General features: G+C 61.2%; 18 protein-coding genes and 2 pseudogenes. 9 read left to right on the top strand and 11 right to left on the bottom strand.

The window, feature by feature from the left end:
• Positions 1 to 33 precede the first annotated feature (33 nt).
• Together arcA and arcD (BLU71_RS15515) are read right to left on the bottom strand one after the other, a co-directional pair.
• Positions 34 to 1,290, bottom strand: coding sequence for an arginine deiminase (gene arcA, locus BLU71_RS15520; protein WP_064364996.1), 1,257 nt, complete (start codon positions 1,288 to 1,290; stop codon positions 34 to 36).
• A 35-nt stretch (positions 1,291 to 1,325) separates the two neighbouring features.
• Entirely contained in the window at positions 1,326 to 2,753 is a 1,428-nt protein-coding gene (gene arcD / locus BLU71_RS15515) for an arginine-ornithine antiporter (protein WP_083353436.1), read from the bottom strand.
• Positions 2,754 to 3,190: 437 nt separating this feature from the next.
• Between arcD (BLU71_RS15515) and arcD (BLU71_RS15510) the strand changes: the two genes are divergently transcribed.
• Positions 3,191 to 4,618 (top strand): arginine-ornithine antiporter, encoded by a 1,428-nt coding sequence (gene arcD / locus BLU71_RS15510; protein ID WP_083353435.1) that lies wholly within the window; start codon positions 3,191 to 3,193, stop codon positions 4,616 to 4,618.
• Positions 4,619 to 4,814: 196 nt separating this feature from the next.
• Here the strand turns inward: arcD (BLU71_RS15510) and BLU71_RS15505 are convergent, their stop codons facing one another.
• The 9 genes and pseudogenes from BLU71_RS15505 to gap form a co-directional block, all read right to left on the bottom strand.
• On the bottom strand, positions 4,815 to 6,164 hold the full coding sequence (locus BLU71_RS15505; protein ID WP_083353434.1) for a CoA transferase: 1,350 nt from the start codon (positions 6,162 to 6,164) through the stop codon (positions 4,815 to 4,817).
• 188 nt (positions 6,165 to 6,352) lie between these two features.
• Positions 6,353 to 6,880: pseudogene (locus BLU71_RS28190) on the bottom strand (methyl-accepting chemotaxis protein); the annotation flags it as partial.
• Positions 6,881 to 7,258: 378 nt separating this feature from the next.
• Positions 7,259 to 8,218: pseudogene (locus tag BLU71_RS28185) on the bottom strand (chemotaxis protein); the annotation flags it as partial.
• A gap of 442 nt (positions 8,219 to 8,660) precedes the next feature.
• On the bottom strand, positions 8,661 to 9,071 hold the full coding sequence (locus BLU71_RS15490) for a YbaN family protein (RefSeq protein WP_064364987.1): 411 nt from the start codon (positions 9,069 to 9,071) through the stop codon (positions 8,661 to 8,663).
• 164 nt (positions 9,072 to 9,235) lie between these two features.
• A complete protein-coding gene (locus BLU71_RS15485) occupies positions 9,236 to 9,832 on the bottom strand; it encodes a biliverdin-producing heme oxygenase (protein ID WP_083353432.1) in 597 nt (198 codons plus the stop codon).
• Positions 9,833 to 9,935: 103 nt separating this feature from the next.
• Positions 9,936 to 12,521, bottom strand: a complete 2,586-nt coding sequence (locus BLU71_RS15480) for a TonB-dependent receptor (protein ID WP_083353431.1) — start codon at positions 12,519 to 12,521, stop codon at positions 9,936 to 9,938.
• Positions 12,522 to 12,643: 122 nt separating this feature from the next.
• The gene (locus tag BLU71_RS15475) at positions 12,644 to 13,609 is read right to left on the bottom strand and encodes a FecR family protein (protein ID WP_083353430.1); all 966 of its coding nucleotides are present in this window, start codon (positions 13,607 to 13,609) and stop codon (positions 12,644 to 12,646) included.
• Positions 13,610 to 13,711: 102 nt separating this feature from the next.
• Positions 13,712 to 14,239, bottom strand: a complete 528-nt coding sequence (locus tag BLU71_RS15470) for an RNA polymerase sigma factor (protein ID WP_042607266.1) — start codon at positions 14,237 to 14,239, stop codon at positions 13,712 to 13,714.
• 199 nt (positions 14,240 to 14,438) lie between these two features.
• The gene (gene gap, locus BLU71_RS15465; RefSeq protein ID WP_016773526.1) at positions 14,439 to 15,440 is read right to left on the bottom strand and encodes a type I glyceraldehyde-3-phosphate dehydrogenase; all 1,002 of its coding nucleotides are present in this window, start codon (positions 15,438 to 15,440) and stop codon (positions 14,439 to 14,441) included.
• 220 nt (positions 15,441 to 15,660) lie between these two features.
• On the opposite strand from gap, the gene edd reads away from it, so the two are divergent.
• The 8 genes from edd to BLU71_RS15425 all read left to right on the top strand — a co-directional run bounded on the left by edd (position 15,661) and on the right by BLU71_RS15425 (position 25,712).
• Positions 15,661 to 17,487, top strand: a complete 1,827-nt coding sequence (gene edd / locus BLU71_RS15460) for a phosphogluconate dehydratase (RefSeq protein ID WP_083353429.1) — start codon at positions 15,661 to 15,663, stop codon at positions 17,485 to 17,487.
• A complete protein-coding gene (locus tag BLU71_RS15455) occupies positions 17,484 to 18,443 on the top strand; it encodes a glucokinase (protein ID WP_065616738.1) in 960 nt (319 codons plus the stop codon). The genes edd and BLU71_RS15455 overlap by 4 nt, the downstream gene beginning before the upstream one ends.
• A 178-nt stretch (positions 18,444 to 18,621) precedes the next feature.
• Positions 18,622 to 19,353, top strand: a complete 732-nt coding sequence (locus BLU71_RS15450) for a response regulator (protein WP_039758123.1) — start codon at positions 18,622 to 18,624, stop codon at positions 19,351 to 19,353.
• Positions 19,343 to 20,812: an ATP-binding protein gene (locus BLU71_RS15445; RefSeq protein ID WP_083353428.1), complete on the top strand. Its 1,470-nt coding sequence runs from the start codon at positions 19,343 to 19,345 to the stop codon at positions 20,810 to 20,812. The genes BLU71_RS15450 and BLU71_RS15445 overlap by 11 nt, the downstream gene beginning before the upstream one ends.
• 334 nt (positions 20,813 to 21,146) lie before the next feature.
• On the top strand, positions 21,147 to 22,406 hold the full coding sequence (locus BLU71_RS15440) for an AGE family epimerase/isomerase (RefSeq protein ID WP_083353427.1): 1,260 nt from the start codon (positions 21,147 to 21,149) through the stop codon (positions 22,404 to 22,406).
• 118 nt (positions 22,407 to 22,524) lie between these two features.
• Positions 22,525 to 23,826, top strand: a complete 1,302-nt coding sequence (locus BLU71_RS15435; protein WP_024014061.1) for an ABC transporter substrate-binding protein — start codon at positions 22,525 to 22,527, stop codon at positions 23,824 to 23,826.
• Positions 23,827 to 23,965: 139 nt separating this feature from the next.
• Positions 23,966 to 24,874: a carbohydrate ABC transporter permease gene (locus BLU71_RS15430; protein WP_042607263.1), complete on the top strand. Its 909-nt coding sequence runs from the start codon at positions 23,966 to 23,968 to the stop codon at positions 24,872 to 24,874.
• The gene (locus BLU71_RS15425; protein ID WP_042607262.1) at positions 24,867 to 25,712 is read left to right on the top strand and encodes a carbohydrate ABC transporter permease; all 846 of its coding nucleotides are present in this window, start codon (positions 24,867 to 24,869) and stop codon (positions 25,710 to 25,712) included. The genes BLU71_RS15430 and BLU71_RS15425 overlap by 8 nt, the downstream gene beginning before the upstream one ends.
• The last annotated feature ends 2 nt before the right edge of the window (positions 25,713 to 25,714 follow it).

The following is a 25,714-nucleotide window of genomic DNA, read 5'->3' as shown; positions in this document are numbered from 1 at the left end:
CTACGGGATAAGTGCGGCCGGGGGGACGGTCGTTTAGTAGTCGATCGGGTCGCGGATGATCGGGCAGGTCATGCAGTGGCCGCCGCCACGGCCGCGACCGAGTTCGCCGGCGCTGATGGTGATGACTTCCACGCCAGCCTTGCGCAGCAGGGTATTGGTGTAGGTGTTGCGGTCGTAGCCGATGACCACGCCGGGCTCCATCGCCACCACGTTGTTGCCGTCGTCCCATTGCTCGCGTTCGGCGGCGAAGCTGTTGCCGCCGGTTTCCACCACGCGCAGTTTCGGCAGGTTGAGCGCAGCGGCGACGGTGTCGAGGAAGCTGCCTTCTTCGCGGCGAATGTCGATGCCGCCCTGTTTGCTTTCGTCAGGGCGCAGGGTGAAGGCGACGATCTGGTTGACCACTTCCGGGAAGATCGTCACCAGGTCGCGGTCGCAGAAGCTGAACACCGTGTCCAGGTGCATCGCCGCGCGGGATTTCGGCAGGCCGGCGACGATGACTTTTTCCACCGCCTTGTTGTTGAACAGGTTCAGCGCCAGTTGGCCGATGGCCTGACGCGATGAACGCTCGCCCATGCCGATCAGCACCACGCCGTTGCCGATCGGCATGACGTCGCCGCCCTCGAGGGTGGAGTTGCCGTGATCCTTGTCCGGGTCGCCGTACCAGATCTCGAATTCGGCATTGGTGAATTGCGGATGGAATTTGTAGATGGCGGTGGTCAGCAGGGTTTCCTGACGGCGCGCCGGCCAGTACATCGGGTTCAGCGTCACGCCGCCGTAGATCCAGCAGGTGGTGTCGCGGGTGAACTGGGTGTTCGGCAGCGGCGGCAGGATGAAGCTGGAGTGGCCGAGGAAGTCGCGGAACATCTGGATGGTCTTGCCACCGAAGCTGTCCGGCAGATCATCGGCCGAGACGCCGCCAATCAGGAATTCGGCGATGTGCCGTGGCTCAAGGCTTTTCAGCCAGGATTTCACCTCACTGATCAGGCCCAGGCCCACCGAGTCGGCGGTGACCTTGCGCTCAAGAATCCAGTCCAGCGCCTCGGGGATGGCGACGATGTCGGTCAGCAGGTTGTGCATTTCCAGCACGTCGATGCCGCGTTCGCGCATCTTGGTGACGAAGTCGAAGTGGTCGCGCTTGGCCTGTGCCACCCACAGCACGTCGTCGAACAGCAGTTCATCGCAGTTGTTCGGGGTCAGCCGCTGATGGGCCAGACCTGGGGAGCAAACCATGACTTTACGCAGTTTCCCGGCTTCGGAGTGGACGCCGTACTTCACTTTTTCCGTGGTCATTTCTGTGTTCCTCCAGATGACAGATCAATCAGGGGTTACAGCGTCAGGAAGCCATCGTAGAGACCGTAGGCCGCCACCACGGCGCCCACGACCACTGCGGCGAAAATCAGCTTCTCGACGTTGGTGAAAACCGGTTGTTTGAGTTCCAGCTTGGCCTTGGCGAACAGGATTGCGCCGGGCGCATAAAGCAGGGCCGACAGCAGCAGGTACTTGACCCCGCCGGCGTACAACAACCACACCGCATAGATCAGGGCGATACCGCCGATGATCAGATCCTTGCGCCGCTCGGCGGCAAACCCTTCGTAGCTCTCGCCGCGCACCGCCAGCAGCAGGGCATAGGCCGCCGACCACAGGTAGGGCACCAGAATCATCGAGGTGGCGAGGTAGATCAGCGACAGGTACGTGCTGGCCGAGAACAGCGTGATGATGAGGAAAATCTGCACCATGGCATTGGTCAGCCACAGCGCGTTGACCGGCACGTGGTTGGCGTTTTCCTTGCGCAGGAACTCCGGCATGGTGTGGTCTTTGGCGGCGGCGAACATGATCTCCGCACATAGCAGCACCCACGACAGCAGCGCCCCCAGCAGCGAAATGATCAGACCGACGCTGATCAGCACCGCGCCCCAGTGCCCGACCACGTGTTCAAGCACGGCGGCCATCGACGGGTTCTGCAGTTTCGCCAGTTCCGGCTGGGTCATGATGCCCAGCGACAGCACGTTCACCAGCACCAGAAACAGCAGCACGGTGATGAAACCGATCACGGTGGCCTTGCCGACGTCCGAACGTTTCTCGGCGCGGGCGGAGAAGATGCTCGCGCCTTCGATGCCGATGAACACCCAGACGGTGACCAGCATCATGTTGCGCACCTGGTTCATCACGCTGCCCAGATCCGGATTTTTTACGCCCCAGATGTCGGCGGTGAAGATGTCCAGTTTGAACGCGAAGATGGCGATCAGCACGAACAGCAGCAGCGGCACGACCTTGGCGACCGTGGTCACCAGGTTGATGAACGCCGCTTCCTTGATCCCGCGCAGCACCAGGAAGTGCACGCCCCACAGCAGCAAGGACGCGCCGATCACCGCCGCCGGCGTGTTGCCTTCGCCGAAGATCGGAAAGAAGTAGCCGAGGGTGCTGAACAGCAGAACGAAGTAGCCGACGTTGCCCAGCCAGGCGCTGATCCAGTAGCCCCAGGCAGACGAGAAGCCCATGTAGTCGCCGAATCCGGCTTTGGCGTAGGCGTAGACCCCGCCGTCCAGGTCAGGCTTGCGATTGGCGAGGGTCTGAAAGACGAAAGCGAGGGTGAGCATGCCGACGGCGGTGATGGCCCAGCCGATCAGCACGGCACCGACGTCGGCGCTGGCGGCCATGTTTTGTGGCAACGAAAATATCCCGCCACCGATCATTGAACCGACTACCAGTGCAACCAGTGCACCGAGTCTTAGTTTTCCGGGCGCTTCAGACATTTGCATGACTCCATTGCAGGAAAGGAGAGCTCACAGCCTAGTACCGTTGTCTGTTCGAATAGCTGACTTGGATCAGTGCATGGCTACATTCCATTGTTAATGAATGACTTATCCACCCGTTGCGGGCATAACGCTGTGCTCTGAAAGGCCCGTGACAGAGCCTTTTCGCTAATGCAATTGGGAATAGCTATTAATGCTTTCGAACTATGACGCTAGTTGCTTTTGCGGGTTTGGCAAATGTCCGTCATCTGTTTTCAGTACAGAATCGAATTATCAGGATCAGCGCACAAAACTGACTTAACGTGCTACGCGTTATCGTCATCCGCTATATATAAATGTGTTCGCCTATGCATTACCTGATAAACGTCATCTACTCTTAGGCTTTTAGTCAGCTGTTGTTACAAATAAATAACAGCGGCTTGTTCAAGGAGATCTGCATGTCGCAACCGACGCAAAAGCTGCGCCTTGGTGCGTTGATCGCTCTGGTGGTGGGCTCGATGATCGGCGGGGGGATTTTCTCGTTGCCGCAGAACATGGCGGCGCGCGCCGATGCCGGGGCGATCCTGATCGGCTGGGGCATCACCGCGATCGGCATGCTGACCCTGGCGTTCGTCTTTCAGACCCTGGCCAATCGCAAACCGGAGCTGGACTCGGGCGTCTATGCCTATGCCAAGGCCGGGTTTGGCGATTACATGGGCTTTTCGTCGGCCTGGGGTTACTGGATCAGCGCCTGGCTGGGCAACGTCGGTTATTTCGTCTTGCTGTTCAGCACCCTCGGCTACTTCTTTCCGGTGTTCGGCCAGGGCAATACGCCGATCGCCATCGGCTGCGCCTCGGTGCTGTTGTGGGCGGTGCATTTCCTGGTGATGCGCGGAATCAAGGAGGCGGCGCTGATCAACCAGTTGACCACCGTGGCCAAGGTCGTACCGCTGATCATGTTCATCGTCATCGCTGCCGTGGCGTTCAAGGCGGACGTCTTTACCCGCGACATCTGGGGCCGCAGCAACCCGAACTTCGGCGGGGTGATGGACCAGGTGCGCAACATGATGCTGGTCACCGTGTTCGTGTTCATCGGCATCGAAGGCGCCAGCGTCTACTCCGCCCGTGCCGAAAAACGCAGCGATGTCGGTCGCGCCACGGTGATCGGTTTCATCGGCGTGCTGGCGCTGCTGGTGCTGGTCAATGTGCTGTCGCTGGGGATCATGAGCCAGCCGGAGCTGGCCAGTCTGCAGAACCCTTCACTGGCGGCGGTGCTCGAACACATCGTCGGGCCGTGGGGCGCGTTGCTGATCAGCGTCGGGCTGGCGATTTCCCTGTTGGGCGCGTTGCTGTCGTGGGCCCTGCTGTGCGCAGAAATCCTCTTCGCCACGGCCAAGGACAAGACCATGCCGGCGTTCCTGAAGAAGGAAAACAACAATCACGTACCGGTCAACGCGTTGTGGCTGACTAACGCGATGATCCAGATTTTCCTGCTGATCACGCTGTTCTCGGCGGGTACTTACACCAGTCTGATCTATCTGGCGTCGTCGATGATTCTGGTGCCGTATCTGTGGTCGGCGGCGTACGCGGTGCTACTCAGCGGGCGCGGTGAAACCTACGAACACGCCTCCGCCGAACGCACCAAGGATCTGCTGATTGGCGGCATCGCACTGGTTTACGCGGTGTGGCTGTTGTACGCCGGCGGGGTGAAGTATCTGCTGCTGTCGGCGCTGTTGTATGCCCCCGGGGTGATTCTGTTTGCCAAGGCCAAGCATGAACAGGGCCAGCCGGTTTTTACCACGGTAGAGAAAGGGATTTTTGCCTGCGTGGTGATTGGCGCGGGGCTGGCGGCGTATGGGTTGTATAGCGGGGTGTTGGCGTTGTGATCTGAAAAGCAGCCCCTCACCCCAGCCCTCTCCCGGAGGTAGAGGGGGCCGACCGGGGGATATTGGCGAATTACGCCGACGTGAAAGACCTTTTCCGAATCCATAATCGACTGGTTTTTTCAGGTCGACGTATAGCGCAAGACACCTCGGTCGGCCCCCTCTCCCTCCGGGAGAGGGCTGGGGTGAGGGGCATCTTCTAGAGCCACTGCGCAGGATACGAGCCCAACTCCATCGCCGGCAAATCCCACCGCACTGCCACCCCGCTGATCTGCACCGGCACGCGCAACCTCCGCGCCGGGCCCCACGCTGTGTGCTCAAGCGCCGAATCCTGATCCTGCACATCTTCGCCACGCAATGCTTCATCCGATCCCTGGCCATGCTCGACCAACAGCTTCGCCGTGCGCGCCAGCGACAGCCGCGCCGAACCCCCGCGACCTTTGGCCAGGCGTTCAGTCAGCAGCCTGATCGCACTCGCCGCCATCAGATACCCGGTCGCATGATCCAGCGCCTGCACTGGCAACGGCGTCGGTTTATCGCTGTGCTTCCAGCGCTGTCCGGCCTCGGCGATGCCGCTGCTCATCTGCACCAGGCTGTCGAAGCCCCTGCGGTTCTGCCACGGGCCGCTCCAGCCGTAGGCGTTGAGGCAGACATCGATCAGACCGGGCGCCAGTTGTCGACGGCGCTCAACACCAAAGCCAAGGTGTTCCAGAGCGTCGGCACGATAGCCGTGCAGCAGGATGTCGGCGTCTTGCAACAAACCTTCGAACACTGCGCGATCCGCTGGAGTCTGCAGGTCCAGCCGCGCGCAATGTTTGCCGACGGTCATTTCCGGAACCACGCCGGGTTCGTTCCAGCTCGGCGGATCGATGCGCAGCACATTGGCGCCCAATCCGGCGAGCAAGCGGCTGGCGGTGGGGCCGGCGAGCACGCGGGTCAGATCGAGCACCTTGATCCCGGCCAGTGGTCGCGCGATCGAACCTTGCCATTCGGCGCGGTGCTCGTCTGTCTGCGCAATGAAATGCACCAACGGCTCAGCATTCACTGCCAGCCCTTGCGGGTGCTGCTGCCACTGCGCCCAACTGCGCATTTCAGCGGCGCAACCCTGGGCGTCGACCACCGCTTGTTCCAGATCCGTACTTGCCCATTGCGCAACTTTCGCCGCCATTGCTGCACGGTCGGCGCAGGCGCCAAGCACCCGTTCAGCGGCGGCGCGGTGATGCGGGGCGTTGGTGTGCAGGCGGATCCAGCCGTCCCGGGTGGCATAGTCGCCGGCGACCGGATCCCACAGCGGCGGCACTTGCCAGCCGATCGGGCGCAGCGAGGTGGAGAACCAGAACGAGGCCAGACGTCGATCGACCGCAACGGCGGGCATGTCACCGGTCTGCTGGTGGAGCAATTCGCTGACCGCTTGCCCGGCAACGGCGATGCTGGCGCAGGCCAGCTCGGTGACCGCGAACGCCGAGGGCAGCGCGCCGTCACCGTTGCAGGGGATTGGCGTGCGCGGCAGGTCGAGTGCGGTCTGGATGGACGTAAGCAGATCAGTCATCGAAGCCCTCCTGAGCGAGAGGGGGATGATAGTGCAAAAAAATCGCGGTTTAGATGAAACCAGGATGTGAACCCGTTCCCTGTGGGAGCGAGCCTGCTCGCGAAGGCGTCGTGTCAGTCAACACTGATGTTGGATATGACGACCTCTTCGCGAGCAGGCTCGCTCCCACAGGGATTTATGCTGGATTGTTACACGCGGAACTGATCCATCAATTTCATCTGCTGGCTCGCCAGGCTGTTGAGCTGGCTGCTGATCGCCGCTGATTCCGTGGCCTGTTCGGTCAGGGTTTCGGTCACGGTGCGAATCGCCGAGACGTTGCGGTTGACCTCTTCGGCCACTGCGCTCTGCTCTTCGGCAGCACTGGCGATCTGCAGGTTCATGTCGCTGATCACCGTCACCGCATCGCTGATCTTGCCCAGTGCATCGACCGCCTGACGAATCTGCCCGGCGTTGTTGTGCGCCTGGGTCTGGCTCGAGTGCATGGTCGCGACCACGCCACGGGTGCCGGTCTGGATGCGCTCGATGACTACGCGGATTTCTTCCACCGAATCCTGCGTGCGCTTGGCCAGGTTGCGCACCTCGTCAGCAACCACGGCAAAACCGCGACCGCTTTCACCGGCGCGGGCGGCTTCGATAGCAGCGTTGAGGGCCAGCAGGTTGGTCTGTTCGGCGATGCTGCGGATCACTTCCAGCACCGAGCCGATCTGCTCGCTGTTGACCGCCAGCGCTTCGACTTCGGTCACCGCTTTGCTGACTTCATCGGCCAGTTGATTGATGTCGCGGGTGCTACGCTCGATGATCGCCATGCCGTCCTTGGCCGATTGGTCGGCACCTTTGGCCGCATTGGCGGCGTTCGAGGCACTGTTGGCGACATCGTGGGCGGTGGCGCTCATTTCGTTGGACGCGGTGGCGACCTGATCGATTTCGCGGAACTGCACCTGCATGCCTTCGCTGGTCTGCCGGGCAATTTCCGAAGACTGGTCAGCCGTGCCACGGGCTTCGGTGATGCTCTGTTTGATCTGCGCGATGGTCGGCTGCAGCTTGTCGAGAAAGCGGTTGAACCAGTTCACCAGCTCGCCCAGTTCGTCTTTCTTGCTGTAGTTCAGGCGCTGGGTCAGATCGCCTTCGCCGCTGGCAATGTTCTTCAGCATTTCGGCGACACTGTTGATCGGACGGGTGACCCCGGAGGCGGTGAGCCAGATCAGCAGCAGGCCGACCAGACCGGCCACCACGGCGACCAGCAGGGCAGTGATCACGCCGGTTTCCTGCGCATCATCCAGCACCGCTTGCAGCTTCACAGAGTCAGCCAGCAGCACTTGTTTGGGCAGGTCGATGACCACGCCCCACGCCCGCGAATTGCCGATCGGATCAACCGGGTAAACCGCGCGAATCAAATCGCCCTGTTCGAGGATTTTCGCGGTGCCGCTGCCGACCAATTGCAATACGTCCTTGCCGTCCGCGCCGAGGGTGTCACTGATCTTTTTGCCGACCCGCGTCGCGTCAGCACTGTCGGCCGCCAGCACGCCGCTGCCGGAGACGATCAACATGTGGCCGGCGTTGTTGAACAGGCTGCGTTGCGAGTCGACGGCGGCGGCTTGCAGCGCGTCGAGGGCGATGTCGACACCAACCACGCCGATCGCTTTGCCGTCGACCATCACTGGCACGGAAATGGTCGTCATGAGCATTTCCTTGCCACCGACGGTGTCGGCATACGGGTCGAGCAGGCAGGTGCGCTTGTTGTCGCGAGGGCAGGTGTACCAACTGTTGTACGGCGTGCCGCTGACGCTGAGGGTGGTCTTGGTCAGGTCATCTTCGACCATGATCGTATTCAGCGCGGCGCCGGCGGCACGGCTCCAGTAGGAGGCGAAGCGCCCGGCCTCGTTGGATTGCCGCGCGGCGTCGTTGGCGAACTCGCTGTCCTTGCCGTCGAGGCCGTTGGGTTCGAAGGCCAGCCAGATACCGAGGACTTTATCGTTGCGCTCGAACGCGGTTTTCAGGCTCTGGTTCAACTCTTCACGAACCGCGCCTGGTTCGAGTGAACGCTTGGCCGCCATCGTCCGCAGATCCTTGATCTGATCGGCGAGGGCGGTGACCACCAGCAGGCTTTCACCAAAGGTTTTCTGCACCCGCACTGCCTGTTCGGCGGCCTTGGCCTGCAGCAGGTTCTGCACGCTGGCGGTGAGCAACTGGTTGCTGGATTGACTGACCAGTTCGTCGTTCTGGTTGGTCTGGTAGATGTTCATGCTGACAATCAGCGCCACCACTCCGAGCAGGCACAGGCCGGAGAGCAGGACGATTTTCAGGCGAATGGACAGAGCGTCGAACATGGGGCGGTCTCGCGAATGGAAAGAAACAGGTGGCTGGGCCTGAGGCCCGGTTTGCCAAATCCATTCAGCGCCATGCAATGCTCATCGGCGTCGATCGAGACGGCATGAGGCGCGCGCCGACGGACGGTCGCCGCTAAACGTTTGCGCAGGGGGAAGTGCTGAAAAATCTTTAATTACAGGGATGTTTCGCGACAGCAGCGGGCGTTTCCGGGCGCGACCAGATCCAAAGATTGCCCAGGCCCATGCCGACCATTGCCAGATAAATCGGCCAGCCGTGATCGAGCAGCACCAGCATCAATGTTGCGCACAGCAGCATGCTCACGGTGGCACTGACCTTGGCCTTGCGCGCGATGATCTTGCCGTTGCGCCAGTTACTGAGGATCGGTCCGAACAGACGATGGTTTTCCAGCCAGGCACTCAAGCGTGGCGAACTGCGGGTCGCGGCCCACGCGGCAAGGAGGATGAACTCGGTGGTCGGCAGACCGGGCACGACGATGGCGATCAGGCCAATGCCGAGGCTGACATAGGCCAGCAGGGCGAACAGCAGACGTGCGAGTTTCGAAGAGGCGGGTGCGGGCATGGGCTCGAGGTGGCTTCTGGAGCGGAACGGGGATCTTACAGACTTACGCAGCCCCCTGTAGGAGTGAGCCTGCTCGCGATAGCAATGTATCAGTCGACATCGATGTTGAATGAAAGGACGCTATCGCGAGCAGGCTCACTCCTACAGAGGGAAATGGCGGTGTGTCAGGCAGGTTCGGCTTCTGTCGCATAAGCCCGTTCCAGCAGCACGGTGAAGCGGTTGAAAGCATCCAGCGCGCCTTGCTCCACTTCGGCCTCTTCCTCTGCCGTGAACGGCAACGCGTCGAGGGTGCGCACAAAGCTTTTCCAGCCCTCGGCGCGGCCACCTTGCGGTTCAGCCAAATGCCGGGCGCCAAAGGTTTCGCTCAGCTCGAGCGCCACGGCGCGCTTGATCAGGAACGCCGCGCCGAGCTTGGAACCCTCCGACACGAAGATCCAGCCCAGCGCCCGTGCCTTGCTCGGGTTTTTCAGCGCGCCAGCCACTGGGGCCGGGACGTCGGTATCGAGGTCGGCGAGGTCAGCCTTGGCCGCTTCGGCGCGGCAACGGGCCGGCAGGTCAGGGACGATCGCAGTCAGTTCGGCGTCGTTGTACAGCTCGACCAGTTCCGCCTGGAACAGGTATTGCGCAACAACGAAACGGGCGAAGCTGGCGCGGGTTTCGAAGGGCGCGTGGGCTTTGACCAGCGCATCGAGTTTGCTGTGCGGCTCATGGGTGATCTGGTTCAGGCGTTGCGAACGCAGGGCTTTTTCCGAGGCAGTCATGATATGTCCTTGATAAATGAGGCGCTTGATAACAAGACGTACGGGCGGGCGCCGGACAGTAAAAAAACTCACTGCGCCGTTAAGCGCAGTGAGGCCGGGCCGATCAGATGTCCCAGATCAGATTGATCGCGAAGTTGCGTCCCGGTTGGGTCAGGCGATCGAGGTTGGCCGGTTGCGTCACCGAGGCTTCGCCGACGCTGTCGTAACCGCGCACGTCGTCCCACAGCCAGTATTTTTTGTCGGTGAGGTTGTAGATGCCGCCGCTGACGGTGACGTCGTCGCTAACCTTGTAATAGCCGGCCAGATCGAGAATGCCGAAGCCCGGGGTCTTGAACTGACTGCTGACGCCGTCCGGCGATTTGAAGTTGCTGTCGTCGACACGGTCCTTTTTCTTCACCACGGTCCAGCTCAGCAGGCCGCCGTAATGATCCTGGTCGTAACCGAGGCCGAAGACGCCGGTGAGTGGGTTGACGCTGTTGATCGGTTCGCCGTTGTCGTTGTTGCGGCCGTAGGCGTAAGCGATCGAGCCCTGGGTATACAGGCCCTGCGGCGCACCGAATGCATCCAGGTTCAAACGACCTTTGACTTCCGCGCCCTTGATGGTGGCGCGCTTGATGTTGTTGCTCTGGAAGGTCAACTGATCGTCGCCCGGCTTGACTGCGTCTTCGTTGATGAAGTCGCGGTACTTGTTATAGAACACCGCGACGTCGAACGAACCCTGCTCGAAATTCCCGCGCAGGCCGGTTTCGAAGCCTTTGCTCTTTTCCGGCTCAAGGTCGGAGTTGGGCGCGACGGTGTAGCCGCTGGTGTTGTTCTCGAAACGCCCGTACAGCGCTTTCGCCGTCGGCGTGCGGAAGCCTTCGGCGTACTGGCCGTACCAGGTGTAGTGTTCCGTCAGCGCATAGGTCAGGCCGAATTTCGGCGAGACTTTGTGCCAGGTCTTGTTCTTGTCGCTGACCGTGCCCTGGCCGTCGGCGTTTACGGTGTTGAGGAACTCCTCAGTGATGTGCGGCTTGAGCTGGGTGTAGTCGTAGCGCAGACCCGGCAGGAAGGTCCAGTCGTTCCAACTGATCTGATCCTGGGCAAACAGGCTGTAGGTGTTGATGGTCGGATCGGGGAAGTCGCTGGCCTTGGCCAGCACGTCCGCCGCGCTGGTCGCGCCAATCGCCGTGCAGCCGCGACCGACTGCCAGGCACGTGCCGTCGCCGCTGCGCGAGCCGGTGACTTTCTGCTGCTTGATCGTGGTGCCGTAAGTCAGCAGATGATCGGTATCACCGATGGCGAAAGCCTTGTCCAGTTGCGCGTCGAACACCCACTGTTTTTCCTGGTAGATGGTGTCGCGGGTACGCAGCACCCTGCGGGTCATCGGGAAGTAATCCTCTTCGGTGCTCTGGTCGGTCTTGGCGATCTGGTGATTGAGGCTCCACTTCACGTTATCTGCCAGCAGGCTGTCGAGGGCGAACGAATGTTCGATGCCGAAACGCTCGCGGGTGATGGTGTCGTTGCCAGTGCGCCACTGGTACATGCCGCCAGGCAGTACGCTGTCGGGGATGGTCGGGGCGCCGTTGAAGTACGGGCCGCCGTAGGCACTTTTCTGATCGGTGTCGCGGTCGTCCTTGTACTTTTCGTAGGTCAGGCCCAGGCGGGAATCGTCGTTGTAGTTCCAGCCGAGCTTGGCCAGCACGTTGGTCGCACGGACGTCTTCCGGGTTCGCCGCGGTGCGCGCAAGACCAGTGCCGTTGTGGCTGCCGAAGGATTCGGTTTCGTGGCCGTCGCGCTGACTGTAATGCAGCAGACCGTCGAACTCACCGCTGCGCCCGGCGACGGTGGCGGATTTCAGCCAGCTGTCGTCGGCGGAGCTGTAGCCGCTTTTCAAACGCGCGCCGACATCCTTGCCCGGTTTGATGATGTCGTCGGCGTCCAGCGTGTAATAGCTGACCGCGCCGCCGATGGCGTTGCTGCCGTACAGCACCGAGGCCGGGCCGCGGAGGATCTCCACGCGCTTGACGATTTCCGGGTCGACGTAATTGCGCTGGCTCTTGGCGTACGGACCGTTGAAGAACCCGTTGGGGATTTCCACGCCGTCGACCTGGGTCAGGATGCGGTCGCCGTCGATACCACGAATGTTATAGCCGCTGATGCCGCCACGCTGACCGGCACCGGCAACGGAAACGCCCGGCTCGTAGCGCACCAGATCCTTGATGGTGTTGACGTTGTTGCGGTCGAGCTCTTGGCGATCCTGCACGCTGACTGTCGAAGGCACGCTGTTGACCGACTGTTCCTGACGCGTCGCGCTGATCGTCACCTGATCGAGATTCAGCGTTCCGCTGCTGCCGCGTTTTTCCAGCACGACGTTGTTGCTGCTCAGCTTGCGGAAGCTCAGGTTGGTCCCCACCAACAGGCGCTCGAGGGCTTTCTCTGGTGGGAGCGAACCGCGCACGCCGGGCGACGAAACGTTCTGACCCAGCTCTGCCGGCAAGCCGACCTGCCAACCGGTCACGGCGGTAAAGGCATTCAGCGCTGAAACCAGCGGTTGCTGGCCGATGGCGAACGCGTAGTCGCCCATGTTGCGCGCTGGTTGCTCGGTGGCTGCGAGCAGCGGCGCGGTGCCGGCCATGAGAATCGCCGCAGTCAGCAGCGACAGTACGCGGGAAGGGGAGGAAGTCTGGCGGGTAAGGCGTGAGGACATCGATAGCGCTCCGTGTCGCACGAATCTTTATAGGTGCTGATCGGCATGGTTAGATGCGAATCAATTGCATTGGCTATAACGAGACGTACTGCCGTTGGCTATCGAGTAAAAATAATTCTCATTCAGTTCAAGATGACCAGCGCGGGGAATTCCTGCAGGCGCGCCGAGGTGATGTGGGCGAGGGAGCGCACCACGTCGAGCGGCTGGTCGAGACGGTAATTGCCGGTGACGGCGACGTCGGCCAGTTGCTCGTTGTTGTTGATGATCCAGCCCGGGTAGTAGCGGCGCAGCTCGGCCAGCACCTGATTGAGCGGACAGTTCTCGAACACCAGACGGCCTTCAATCCACGCCAGATCCGCATTGGCGTCGAGCTTGGCCGGACGATCAAATCCGTTGGGACCGATCCGAATGCTTTCCCCGGCACGCAAGCGCACGCGGGCATCGTTGTGGGTGGCGCGCAGATCGACATCGCCACGCTGCACATTCACCTGCGCGACCCCGTCGAGGTAGCGCACGGCGAATGCGGTGTCGTGCACACTGGCCGTTACCGGCCCCGCATCGATCTCCAGCGGCTGATTGCGCCCGCTGGCGATCTCGAAAAACGCCTCGCCCTGAAACAGCCGGGCCACGCGTTGCTGGTCATTGATGGTGCTGGAGAATGCCGAATTGGTGTTGAGCAGCACTTTCGAGCCGTCTTCCAATTGCAGGCGCTGGCGCTCGCCGACCACGGTCAGGTGATCGGCCTGCAGGCGCATCGGCAGGTTGCTGAAACTGAACAGACCGAGGATCAACACCGCAGCGCTGGCCAGCGGTTTCCAGTGCGGACGCAGACGTTGCAGGACAGTGACTTTCGCCGGTTTCGCTGCCAGGGCCTGGGCGCACAGCACCACTTGCGGGCCATCCCAGATCGCCTGGGCCTTGGCGAAAACTTCGGCATTCAACGGATCCGCCGCCAGCCAGGCATGAAATTGCCGGGTCTGTTCCGCGTCCGGGCTGCCGAGCACGATGAGCCAGTCCAGCGCCTGGTCCATTGCTGCTGCAGCGTCCCGCGCCGAATCGGGCGAAGGCGGGCGGTGGGTGTCCGTCACGGTGGTTCCTCAAGGCTTCTGGCGAAGCAGTTTCCAGCTTCAAGCTGCAAGCTGCAAGCCGGAGTGCGTTACTGCTTTTTGTTTTTACTTGTAGCTTGCTGCTCAAAGCTTGCCGCTGCTGTCATGTCGTTCGGCAACGCCGATGCAAATCGACATGATCAGTTTCAGCTCCTTCTGCACAGTGCTCAGCGACACCTTCAGTTCATCGGCGATTTCCTGATAGCTGTGCCCGTGCAGGCGGCTGAGGATGAAGATCTGCTGCTGGCGCGGGCTGAGTTGACTGAGGCTCACGTTCAAACGCTCCAGCAGTTGTTCGGCATGGGCGGCGTCTTCGGCGCTGCTGGCCGGTGCGGCTATGCTCTGCACCACGTCCTGCGGCACGTCATCGACCATGGTTCGCGCATGGATCTTGCGCGCACGCAAATGGTCCAGTGCCAGGTTACGCGCGGTCTGGAAGACGAAGGGTTCAAGGTGATCGATGGCCCGCTCGCTCAACGCGCGGGTCACGCGCAGGTAAGTCTCCTGCAACAGGTCCTCAGCGGTGCTGTGATTGTTGACCATCCGTTCCAGCGTGCGCAGCAGGGAAGTGCGCTGGGCGAGGAAGACGTGGTTGAAGCGCGATTGACTCACGGGAGGACCTGATCCATTTCGAGCGAATGATAATGCTTATCATCTGGCTGAATGGTCAAGTGCTGATTTCATCGATTTCAATGCATATCCCTGTGGGAGCGAGCCTGCTCGCGAAGGCGTCGTGTCAGTCAATTCCATATCGACTGGCAGAAAGCTTTCGCGAGCAGGCTCGCTCCCACAGGTTTGGGGATACCCGCAATTATTCCGCGTTACACAACGCCAGGCAGTTATCCAGCATGCGGTTGGAGAAGCCCCATTCGTTGTCGTACCAGGCCAGCACCTTGAGCAACTTGCCGCTGACTTTGGTGTGGTTGGCGTCGAAGATCGACGACAGCGGGTTGTGGTTGAAGTCGCTGGAAACCAGCGGCAAGGTGTTGTAACCGAGGATTTTCGAATGCTGGCTGGCCGCTTTCAGCAGGGCGTTGACTTCGTCGGCACTGGCCTCTTTCTTCAGTTGCACGGTGAGGTCGACCAGCGACACGTTGATCACCGGTACGCGCACGGCCATGCCAGTCAGTTTGCCGGCCAGTTCCGGCAGCACCAGACCCACCGCTTCGGCAGCGCCGGTCTTGCTCGGGATCATGTTCTGCGTCGCCGAACGGGCGCGGTACGGGTCGCTGTGATAGACGTCGGTAAGGTTCTGGTCGTTGGTGTAGGCGTGGATGGTGGTCATCAGACCGCTCTCGATGCCCAGCTCGCGATGCAGCACCTGCGCCACTGGCGCGAGGCAGTTGGTGGTGCACGAAGCGTTGGAGATGATCTGGTGCGACTGGCGCAGAATGTCGTGGTTGACGCCGTACACGACAGTGGCGTCGGCGCCTTTGGCCGGAGCCGAGATGATCACTTTGCGGGCGCCGGCGCTGATGTGCGCGGCGGCTTTGGCACGGTCGGTGAACAGACCGGTGCATTCGAAGACCACGTCGATCTTTTCCGCGGCCCATGGCAGGTCGGCCGGGTTGCGAATGGCGCTGACCGCGATGCGGTCGCCATTGACCGTCAGGCTTTCGTTATCGTGGGCCACTTCGGCGTCGAACGTGCCGTGGACGGTGTCATATTTGAGCAGATGGGCATTGATCGAACTGTCACCCAGATCGTTGATCGCGACGATCTGCAGGTCTTGACGATAGCCTTGGGTATACAGTGCGCGCAGGACATTACGGCCGATGCGGCCAAAACCATTGATTGCGATTCGAAGAGTCATGGAACAGCGCCGCCGTCGTTTTGTTGTTGGAATTACAAGATTATTCGCATAAAAATAGAAAACAAGCCTTTTTAGTGGCAATATTTTGTTTTATCTACAACGAGTGACCTGAATCAACTGGTCCGAATGGTCAAAAAAGCCGTCTGTCATTCCAACAACAACGGCGTTTGACCAGCATAGACAATCAGGTCGCCACATCCGTTAGCCTGGAGTTCTACACATGCATCCCCGCGTTCTTGAGGTCACCGAACGGCTTATCGCCCGCAGCCGCGCCACGCGTCAGGCTTACCTTGCACTGATTCGCGGCGCTGCCACCGACGGCCCGATGCGCGGCAAGCTGCAATGCGCCAACTTCGCCCACGGCGTGGCCGGGTGCGGCACGGAAGACAAGCACAGCCTGCGGATGATGAACTCGGCGAACATCGCCATTGTGTCTTCGTATAACGACATGCTTTCGGCGCATCAGCCATACGAAGTTTTCCCACAACAGATCAAGAACGCCCTGCGCGAGATCGGCTCGGTCGGCCAGTTCGCCGGCGGCACTCCGGCGATGTGTGACGGCGTGACCCAGGGCGAGCCGGGCATGGAACTGAGCCTGCCAAGTCGCGAAGTGATCGCCATGTCGACCGCCGTGGCGCTGTCGCACAACATGTTCGATGGTGCGCTGATGCTCGGCATCTGCGACAAGATTGTTCCGGGCCTGATGATGGGCTCGCTGCGCTTCGGTCATTTGCCAACGATCTTTGTCCCGGGCGGGCCGATGGTTTCGGGGATTTCCAACAAGGAAAAAGCCGACGTCCGCCAGAAGTACGCCGAAGGCAAGGCCACCCGTGAAGAGCTGCTGGAATCGGAGATGAAGTCCTACCACAGCCCGGGCACCTGCACGTTTTACGGCACCGCCAACACCAATCAGTTGCTGATGGAAGTCATGGGCCTGCACTTGCCGGGCGCGTCCTTCGTCAACCCGAATACACCGCTGCGCGACGCGCTGACCCGCGAAGCCGCGCATCAGGTCACTCGGCTGACCAAGCAGAACGGCAACTTCATGCCGATCGGCGAAATCGTCGACGAGAAGGCGCTGGTCAACTCCATCGTTGCCCTGCACGCCACTGGCGGCTCGACCAACCACACCCTGCACATGCCGGCCATCGCCATGGCCGCGGGCATTCAACTGACCTGGCAAGACATGGCCGACCTCTCCGAAGTCGTGCCGACCTTGAGCCACGTCTACCCGAACGGCAAAGCTGACATCAATCACTTCCAGGCCGCCGGCGGCATGTCGTTCCTGATTCGCGAACTGCTCGGCGCCGGTCTGCTGCACGAAGACGTCAACACCGTGCTCGGTCATGGCCTGAGCCAGTACACCAAGGAACCGTTCCTCGATAACGGTGAGCTGGTCTGGCGCGAAGGCCCGACTGACAGCCTCGACGAAAACATCCTCCGTCCGGTGTCCCGTGCGTTCTCGCAAGAAGGCGGGCTGCGGGTGATGGAAGGCAATCTCGGTCGCGGCGTGATGAAAGTGTCTGCCGTCGCGCTGGAAAACCAGATCGTCGAAGCACCGGCGATGGTCTTCCAGGATCAGCAGGATCTGGCCGATGCGTTCAAGGCCGGTCTGCTGGAGAAGGATTTTGTCGCGGTGATGCGCTTCCAGGGCCCGCGTTCCAACGGCATGCCGGAGTTGCACAAGATGACGCCGTTCCTCGGCGTGCTGCAGGATCGCGGCTTCAAAGTAGCGCTGGTGACCGATGGGCGCATGTCCGGCGCGTCGGGGAAAATCCCGGCGGCGATTCACGTCAGCCCCGAAGCTTATGTCGGTGGTGCTTTGGCGCGGGTGCAAGAGGGCGATATCATCCGCGTCGATGGCGTCAAAGGCACCTTGGAACTGAAGGTCGACGCCGCCGAATTTGCAGTGCGCGAACCTGCCAAGGGCCTGTTGGGCAACAACATTGGCAGCGGCCGCGAGCTGTTTGGCTTCATGCGCATGGCCTTCAGCTCGGCGGAGCAGGGCGCCAGCGCCTTCACTTCTGCCCTGGAGACGCTTAATTGAAACTGGCTTTGGTCGGTGACATCGGAGGCACCAACGCGCGTTTCGCGTTGTGGCAAAACCAGCAACTGCAATCGGTTCAGGTGCTGGCCACGGCCGACTTCGCCACGCCGGAAGAGGCGATCGGCCTGTACCTGAGCGGGCTTGGCCTGGCGCCGGGTTCAATCGGTTCGGTATGCCTGTCGGTGGCCGGTCCGGTGAGCGGCGATGAATTCAAATTCACCAACAATCACTGGCGACTCAGTCGCAGCGCGTTCTGCAAGACCTTGCAGGTCGACCAATTGTTGCTGACCAACGACTTCTCGGCGATGGCACTGGGCATGACCCGTTTGCAGCCGGGCGAATTCCGCGTGGTCTGCGAAGGCACGCCGGAGCCGTTGCGCCCGGCGGTGGTGATCGGCCCAGGCACAGGCCTGGGTGTCGGCACCTTGCTCGATCTCGGCGAAGGTCGCTTTGCCGCGCTGCCGGGCGAGGGCGGCCACGTCGACCTGCCACTGAGCAGCCCGCGGGAAACGCAATTGTGGCAGCACATCCACAACGAGATCGGCCATGTCAGCGCGGAAACCGCATTGAGCGGCGGCGGCCTGCCGCGGCTGTACCGGGCGATCTGTGCGGTGGATGGCCATGAGCCGACGCTCGAGACGCCGGAAGCCATCACTGCCGCCGGCCTTGCCGGTGACCCGATTGCTCTGGAAGTGCTCGAGCAGTTCTGCTGCTGGCTCGGTCGCGTCGCTGGTAACAACGTGCTCACCACCGGCGCGCGCGGCGGCGTGTTTATCGTCGGTGGGGTGATTCCACGCTTCGCCGATTTCTTCCTCGAAAGCGGCTTCGCTCGCTGCTTCGCCGACAAGGGCTGCATGAGCGACTACTTCAAAGGCATCCCGGTGTGGCTGGTGACGGCACCGTACTCCGGCCTGGTGGGCGCCGGCGTCGCGCTGGATCAAGCAACTCGACCCTGATATACGGTCAACTGTAGGAGTGAGCCTGCTCGCGATAGCGGTACATCAGTCAACGAATCCGTTGTATGTGAAACCGCTATCGCGAGCAGGCTCGCTCCCACAGTGGTTTTGTGGTGTTTGTAAAATCAGCGCTTAAGGCATAATCCGCCCCAACTCCAACAACAAGGATGCCTTCGAAGTGAGCTCAGTCAACAAGTCGATATTGTTGGTCGATGACGACCAGGAAATACGCGAGTTGCTGGAAACCTACCTGACCCGCGCCGGGTTTCAGGTGCGGGCCACCGCCGATGGCGCCGGTTTTCGTCAGGCGCTCAACGAGGCGCCGAGCGATCTGGTGATCCTCGATGTCATGCTGCCCGACGAAGACGGCTTCAGCCTGTGCCGTTGGGTGCGTCAGCATCCGCGTCAGGCGCAGGTGCCGATCATCATGCTGACCGCCAGTTCCGACGAAGCCGACCGCGTGATCGGTCTCGAACTCGGCGCCGATGACTACCTCGGCAAACCGTTCAGCCCGCGCGAACTGCAAGCGCGAATCAAGGCTTTGCTGCGCCGCGCGCAATTCGCCCACGAACGCAGCGGCAGCGAAGTGCTGGCCTTTGACGACTGGCGCCTGGACACGGTCAGCCATCGGCTGTTCCACACTGACGGTGAAGAGGTGATTCTCTCCGGCGCCGATTTCGCCCTGCTGAAACTGTTCCTCGACCACCCGCAGCAAATCCTCGACCGCGACACCATCGGCAACGCCACCCGTGGCCGCGATCTGATGCCGCTCGATCGCATCGTCGACATGGCCGTCAGCCGTTTGCGCCAACGCCTGCGCGACACCGAAAAACCGCCACGACTGATTCGCACCGTGCGTGGCAGCGGTTATCAGTTGGCAGCCAATGTGGTTGCCGGCAATGCTCACTGAGTCACTGCGCAAGTTCGCCAACCGCATGCCGGTGCCGCGTTCGCTGCTCGGGCGGATGTTGCTGCTGACCCTGCTGGCGGTGCTGTTCGCACAGACGCTGTCGAGTGTGATCTGGGTTTCGCAGTTGCGCGCCACCCAGCTCGAAGGCCTGGTCACCAGCGCCCGCAGCCTGGCCCATTCGATGACCGCCAGCGTCAGTTATTTCCGTTCCTTGCCGGTGGCCTATCGACCGCTGGTGCTCGATCAATTGCGCAGCATGGGCGGCACCCGGTTTGTCGTGACCCTCAACGACAAGCCCTTGGGCATGGACGTGCTGCCAGTGACGCCGCGCAAGGCCGCGGTGATGCAAGCGGTGGATGAAGTACTGCGCCAGTCGCTTGGCCATGACACGGATATTTCGGTGACCTTCGTCAGTCCCGAAGACCTGCGCATTTTCAACGCCGGACTGAAACTCGATGAATTGCCGCGTTCCTGGGCGCACTACGCGTTGACGCTTGAACCGGTGAATCCGCCGGTGCTGGTCACTCAAATTCAGATGGCCCCGGGCGAGTGGCTGTACATCGCCTCGTTGCTGCCCGAGCCCTACACCAGTCTCGAAGAGCAAGGCCTGCCGGCGCAGCAGGTGTGGTTCATCGTCCTGACCAGCGGCTTTCTGTTGTTGTTCATCGGCCTGCTGGTGCACTGGCAGAGCCGGCCGCTCAAGCGTCTGGCACGGGCGGCGCGGGATCTGTCGCTGGGCGCCGACGTCGAGCCAGTGGCGGAGGGCGGCGGCAGTGAAGTGGTGGAGGTCGGGCGCGCGTTCAACACCATGCGCGAACGCATCAGCCGCTACCTGACCGAGCGCAGCCAGTTGTTCAGCGCGATTTCCCACGACTTGCGCACGCCGATCACCCGCTTGCGCTTGCGCGTCGAGCTGCTCGAGGACGAACAGCTGCAAGCCAAGTTCGGCCGCGATCTGGATGAGCTGGAGCTGCTGGTCAAAGGCGCGTTGCAATGCGTGAAAGACACCGACATCCACGAGAACATCGAGCCGGTGGATCTCAACCATGTCCTCGATTGTCTGGTCGAGCCGTACCTGGCGCCGAATGGCAACGGTCGCGTAACCCAGCATGGGCGCGCGCTGTCGGCGTATCCGGGCAAGCCGCTGGCGCTCAAGCGCTGCATCGGCAACCTGATCGACAACGCCTTGAAGTATGGACAGAACGCGCACCTGCACATTGATGACGATGACAGTGCGTTTGTTTTGCACGTCGACGATGAAGGGCCGGGCGTGCCGCAGCAGCGGTTGGAGCAGGTGTTCGAACCGCACTTCAGGTTGGCGGGGCAGCAGCAGGGTTATGGGTTGGGTCTTGGCATTGCGCGCAATATTGCCCATAGCCATGGCGGGGAAGTGACGTTGCAGAATCTGCGTGAGGGTGGGTTGCGGGTGACGTTGCAGTTGCCTCGGTCTGTGGATTAACCCCGAAGAGCCCCTCACCCTGGCCCTCTCCCGGAGGGAGAGGGGACCGATTGGGGGATATTTGAGGGATACGCCGACCTGAGCGTGCGATGTCGAATCCAGAGTCTATCCGGTGCATTGCCCAATCCATAATCGACTCGATGGTTCAGGTCGACGGAGAGCGCAAGACGCCTCGGTCGGCCCCCTCTTCCTCCGGGAGAGGGCTGGGGTGAGGGTGCTTTTGCTCTTCTCTTTTGTCACGAGTCAGTGACAAACCCCGTCCCCTTCGTTACAAGCCCGCCCCGGCCCGTTGTTTAGACTGCCCGCAGTCCTAACAACAAAAAAGGGTCACTCCATGGACACCTTTCACCCAGACTTCAGCAGTTGGCTGAATGCCCCTGCCCACCAGCAATGGCTTGCCGCCGAAGGCCTGCGTCTGCTGGATTTTGCCAAGGCCTCGAAGCTGCCGGAAGGTTTCGGCAATCTCGACGAGCGCGGCCGTCTGCCGGCGCACGCGCAAGCCGAAACCATGAACACCGCGCGCATGACCCACAGCTTCGCCATGGCCCACATTCAGGGGCTGCCGGGGTTCGCCGAGCTGATCGATCACGGCATCGCCGCCCTGCGCGGGCCGCTGCGTGATGCGTTGCACGGCGGCTGGTTTGCAGTCGCCGGGCACCGCGATGACAACACCGGCAAGAACGCCTACCTGCACGCTTTTGTCGCCCTCGCCGCCAGTTCTGCCGTGGTTGCACAACGGCCCGGCGCCCAGGCCTTGCTCGATGATGCGATCGATATCATCGACACCTATTTCTGGAGCGAAGAAGAGGGCGCCATGCGCGAATTCTTCAATCGCGACTGGAGCGAAGAAGAAGCCTATCGCGGCGCCAACAGCAACATGCACGCCACCGAAGCATTCCTCGCGCTGGCCGATGTCACCGAAGATCCGCGCTGGCTGGTGCGCGCTCAGCGCATCGTTGAGCGGGTGATCCACGGTCACGCAGCGGCCAATGATTACATGGTCATCGAACACTTCGACCGTGACTGGCAGCCGCTGCGCGAATACAACCACGACAATCCTGCTGACGGTTTCCGTCCGTATGGCACCACGCCGGGCCACGGTTTCGAGTGGGCACGATTGCTTCTGCACCTCGAAGCCGCGCGGGGGCAGGCGGGTATGCTCACGCCGGGCTGGCTGGCCCTTGATGCGCAAAAGCTGTTTGAAAACAATTGCCGCCACGGCTGGGATGTCGATGGTGCGCCGGGCATCGTCTACACCCTCGACTGGGATAACCAGGCCGTCGTTCGCCATCGCCTGCACTGGACGCATGCCGAAGCCAGCGCCGCTGCCAGTGCCTTGCTCAAACGCACCGGCGACGCGCAATACGAAACCTGGTACCGACTGTTCTGGGAATTCTGTGAGACGAATTTCATCGACCGCTGCAACGGCAGCTGGCACCACGAACTCAATCCACAGAATGTGCCCAGTGCCGATATCTGGCCGGGCAAGCCCGATCTGTATCACGCCTGGCAGGCTGTGCTGATTCCGCGGTTGCCGCTGGCGCCGAGCATGGCCACGGCTTTGGCACGGTTATCTCGGCCTGTTCCTGTGTAACCATGTCGTGACATTTGCGCGTCCCTTCGTTACCTGCGAAGCGAAACGCTCTGTTTAAACTCCGTGCAGCGCAAGCACCAGACTTGCAATGCATAACAACAAGAAAGGTACATCTCGAATGAATGCGATTTCTCGCCTCGCTACTGTCATTTCTGTCGCCTCCCTGTTCCCGCTCGCAATCCTGCCGCTCAGTGTCTCCGCTGCCGACTCCAAAGGTTCGGTCGAAGTCGTGCACTGGTGGACCTCCGGTGGCGAAAAAGCCGCTGTCGATGTGCTCAAGGCCCAAGTCGAAAAAGACGGTTTCACCTGGAAGGACGGCGCTGTCGCCGGTGGTGGCGGTGCGACTGCCATGACCGTGCTCAAGAGCCGCGCCGTCGCCGGCAATCCGCCTGGCGTCGCCCAGATCAAAGGCCCGGACATCCAGGAATGGGCGTCGACCGGTCTGCTCGACACTGACGTTTTGAAAGACGTCGCCAAGTCGGAAAAGTGGGACAGCCTGCTCGACAAGAAGGTCTCCGATACCGTGAAGTACGACGGTGATTACGTGGCCGTGCCGGTGAACATTCACCGTGTGAACTGGCTGTGGATCAACCCGGAAGTCTTCAAGAAAGCCGGCATCACCAAGAATCCAACCACCCTCGAAGAGTTCTACGCCGCCGGCGACAAGCTGAAAGCCGCGGGCTTCATTCCGCTGGCCCACGGCGGTCAGCCTTGGCAGGACAGCACCGTGTTCGAAGCCGTGGTGCTCTCGGTCATGGGCGTGGATGGCTACAAGAAAGCCCTGGTCGATCTCGACAACAAGGCGCTGACCGGCCCGGAAATGGTCAAGGCGCTCACCGAGCTGAAGAAAGTCGCGACCTACATGGACGCTGACGGCAAAGGCCAGGACTGGAACCTCGAAGCGGCCAAGGTCATCAACGGCAAGGCCGGCATGCAGATCATGGGTGACTGGGCCAAGTCCGAATGGACCGCCGCCAAGAAAGTCGCCGGCAAGGACTACGAGTGCGTAGCGTTCCCGGGCACCGACAAGGCGTTCACCTACAACATCGACTCGCTGGCCGTGTTCAAGCAGAAGGACGCAGGCACTGCGGCCGGTCAGCAGGACATCGCCAAAGTCGTGCTGGGTGAGAACTTCCAGAAAGTCTTCAGCATCAACAAAGGCTCGATTCCGGTGCGCAATGACATGTTGAACAACATGGACAAGCTCGGCTTCGATTCCTGCGCACAGACCGCTGCCAAGGACTTCCTCGCGGACGCCAAGTCCGGCGGCCTGCAACCAAGCATGGCGCACAACATGGCAACCACGCTGGCGGTGCAGGGCGCGTTCTTTGACGTAGTCACCAACTACATCAACGACCCGAAAGCCGACCCGGCCGATGCCGCGAAGAAATTGGGCGCGGCAGTTCAGTCGGCCAAGTAATGCTTGGCCCCTGTAGGAGTGAGCCTGCTCGCGATAGCAATCTGTCAGCCACCGTCTGAGTGACTGACACACCGCAATCGCGAGCAGGCTCACTCCTACAAGGGGAATGCTTTCGTAAACCCTTATTGTGGATTTCCCCATGAGTTCTGTTGCTGTGTTCAGCAAGGCCTCGCCGTTCGATGCATTGCAGCGCTGGCTACCGAAACTGGTGCTGGCGCCGAGCATGTTCATCGTGCTGGTGGGCTTCTATGGCTACATCCTGTGGACGTTCATTCTGTCGTTCACCACGTCGACCTTCCTGCCCAACTACAAGTGGGCCGGCCTGGCGCAATACGCGCGGTTGTTCGACAACGATCGCTGGTGGGTGGCGAGCAAGAACCTCGCCGTGTTCGGCGGCATGTTCATCGGCATCACCCTGGTGATCGGCGTGTTGCTGGCGGTGTTCCTCGACCAGCGGATTCGTCGCGAAGGCTTTATCCGCACCATTTACCTGTACCCGATGGCGCTCTCGATGATCGTCACCGGTACCGCGTGGAAATGGCTGCTCAACCCGGGCATGGGCCTGGACAAATTGTTGCGTGACTGGGGCTGGGAAGGCTTCCGTCTGGACTGGCTGATCGACCCCGATCGCGTGGTTTATTGCCTGGTGATCGCCGCTGTGTGGCAAGCCTCGGGCTTCATCATGGCGATGTTCCTTGCCGGCCTGCGTGGCGTCGATCAATCGATCATCCGTGCCGCGCAGATCGACGGCGCGAGCATGCCGCGCATCTACTGGAAAGTCGTGCTGCCAAGCCTGCGTCCGGTGTTCTTCAGTGCGGTAATGATCCTTGCGCACATCGCGATCAAGAGCTTCGACCTCGTTGCGGCAATGACCGCCGGTGGCCCGGGTTATTCCTCCGACCTGCCAGCGATGTTCATGTATTCCTTCACCTTCAGTCGCGGCCAGATGGGCATGGGCTCGGCCAGTGCGATTCTGATGCTCGGTGCGATCCTCGCGATCATCGTGCCTTACCTGTACTCCGAGCTGAGGACCAAGCGTAATGACTAGTCTTGCTGCCAAACCCGCTATCAGCTTGAGCCGTATCGCGATCTACGCGGTGCTGATCTTCGCGGTGTTTCTCTATCTGGTGCCGCTGGTGGTCATGTTGCTGACCAGCTTCAAGACCCCGGAAGACATCAGCACCGGCAACCTGCTGAGCTGGCCGACCGTGGTCAGCGGCATCGGTTGGGTCAAGGCCTGGGCCACGGTTGATGGCTACTTCTGGAACTCGATCAAGATCACCGTACCGGCCGTAATCATCTCCACGGCCATCGGTGCGTTGAACGGTTACGTGCTGTCGATGTGGCGCTTCCGGGGTTCGCAACTGTTTTTCGGTCTGTTGCTGTTCGGCTGCTTCCTGCCATTCCAGACCGTGCTGCTGCCGGCCTCGTTCACCCTCGGCAAGATGGGCCTGGCGAGCACCACCACCGGCCTGGTGTTTGTCCATGTGGTTTACGGTCTGGCGTTCACCACGCTGTTCTTCCGCAACTACTACGTGAGCATTCCCGATGCGCTGGTCAAGGCTGCGCGCCTGGATGGCGCTGGGTTCTTCACGATTTTCCGCCGCATCATCCTGCCGATGTCGACGCCGATCATCATGGTCTGCCTGATCTGGCAGTTCACCCAGATCTGGAACGACTTCCTGTTCGGGGTGGTGTTCTCCAGCGGTGATTCGCAACCGATCACCGTGGCGCTGAACAACCTGGTCAACACCAGCACCGGCGCCAAGGAATACAACGTGGATATGGCAGCGGCGATGATCGCCGGCCTGCCGACCCTGCTGGTCTATGTGGTCGCAGGCAAGTATTTCGTGCGCGGGCTGACGGCCGGCGCGGTCAAGGGGTAATC

This window comes from Pseudomonas moraviensis (genome assembly GCF_900105805.1).
Lineage (GTDB): Bacteria > Pseudomonadota > Gammaproteobacteria > Pseudomonadales > Pseudomonadaceae > Aquipseudomonas > Aquipseudomonas moraviensis_A.
Note: the sequence above shows the minus strand (reverse complement) of the source record. Positions and strands in the feature narration are given on the sequence as shown.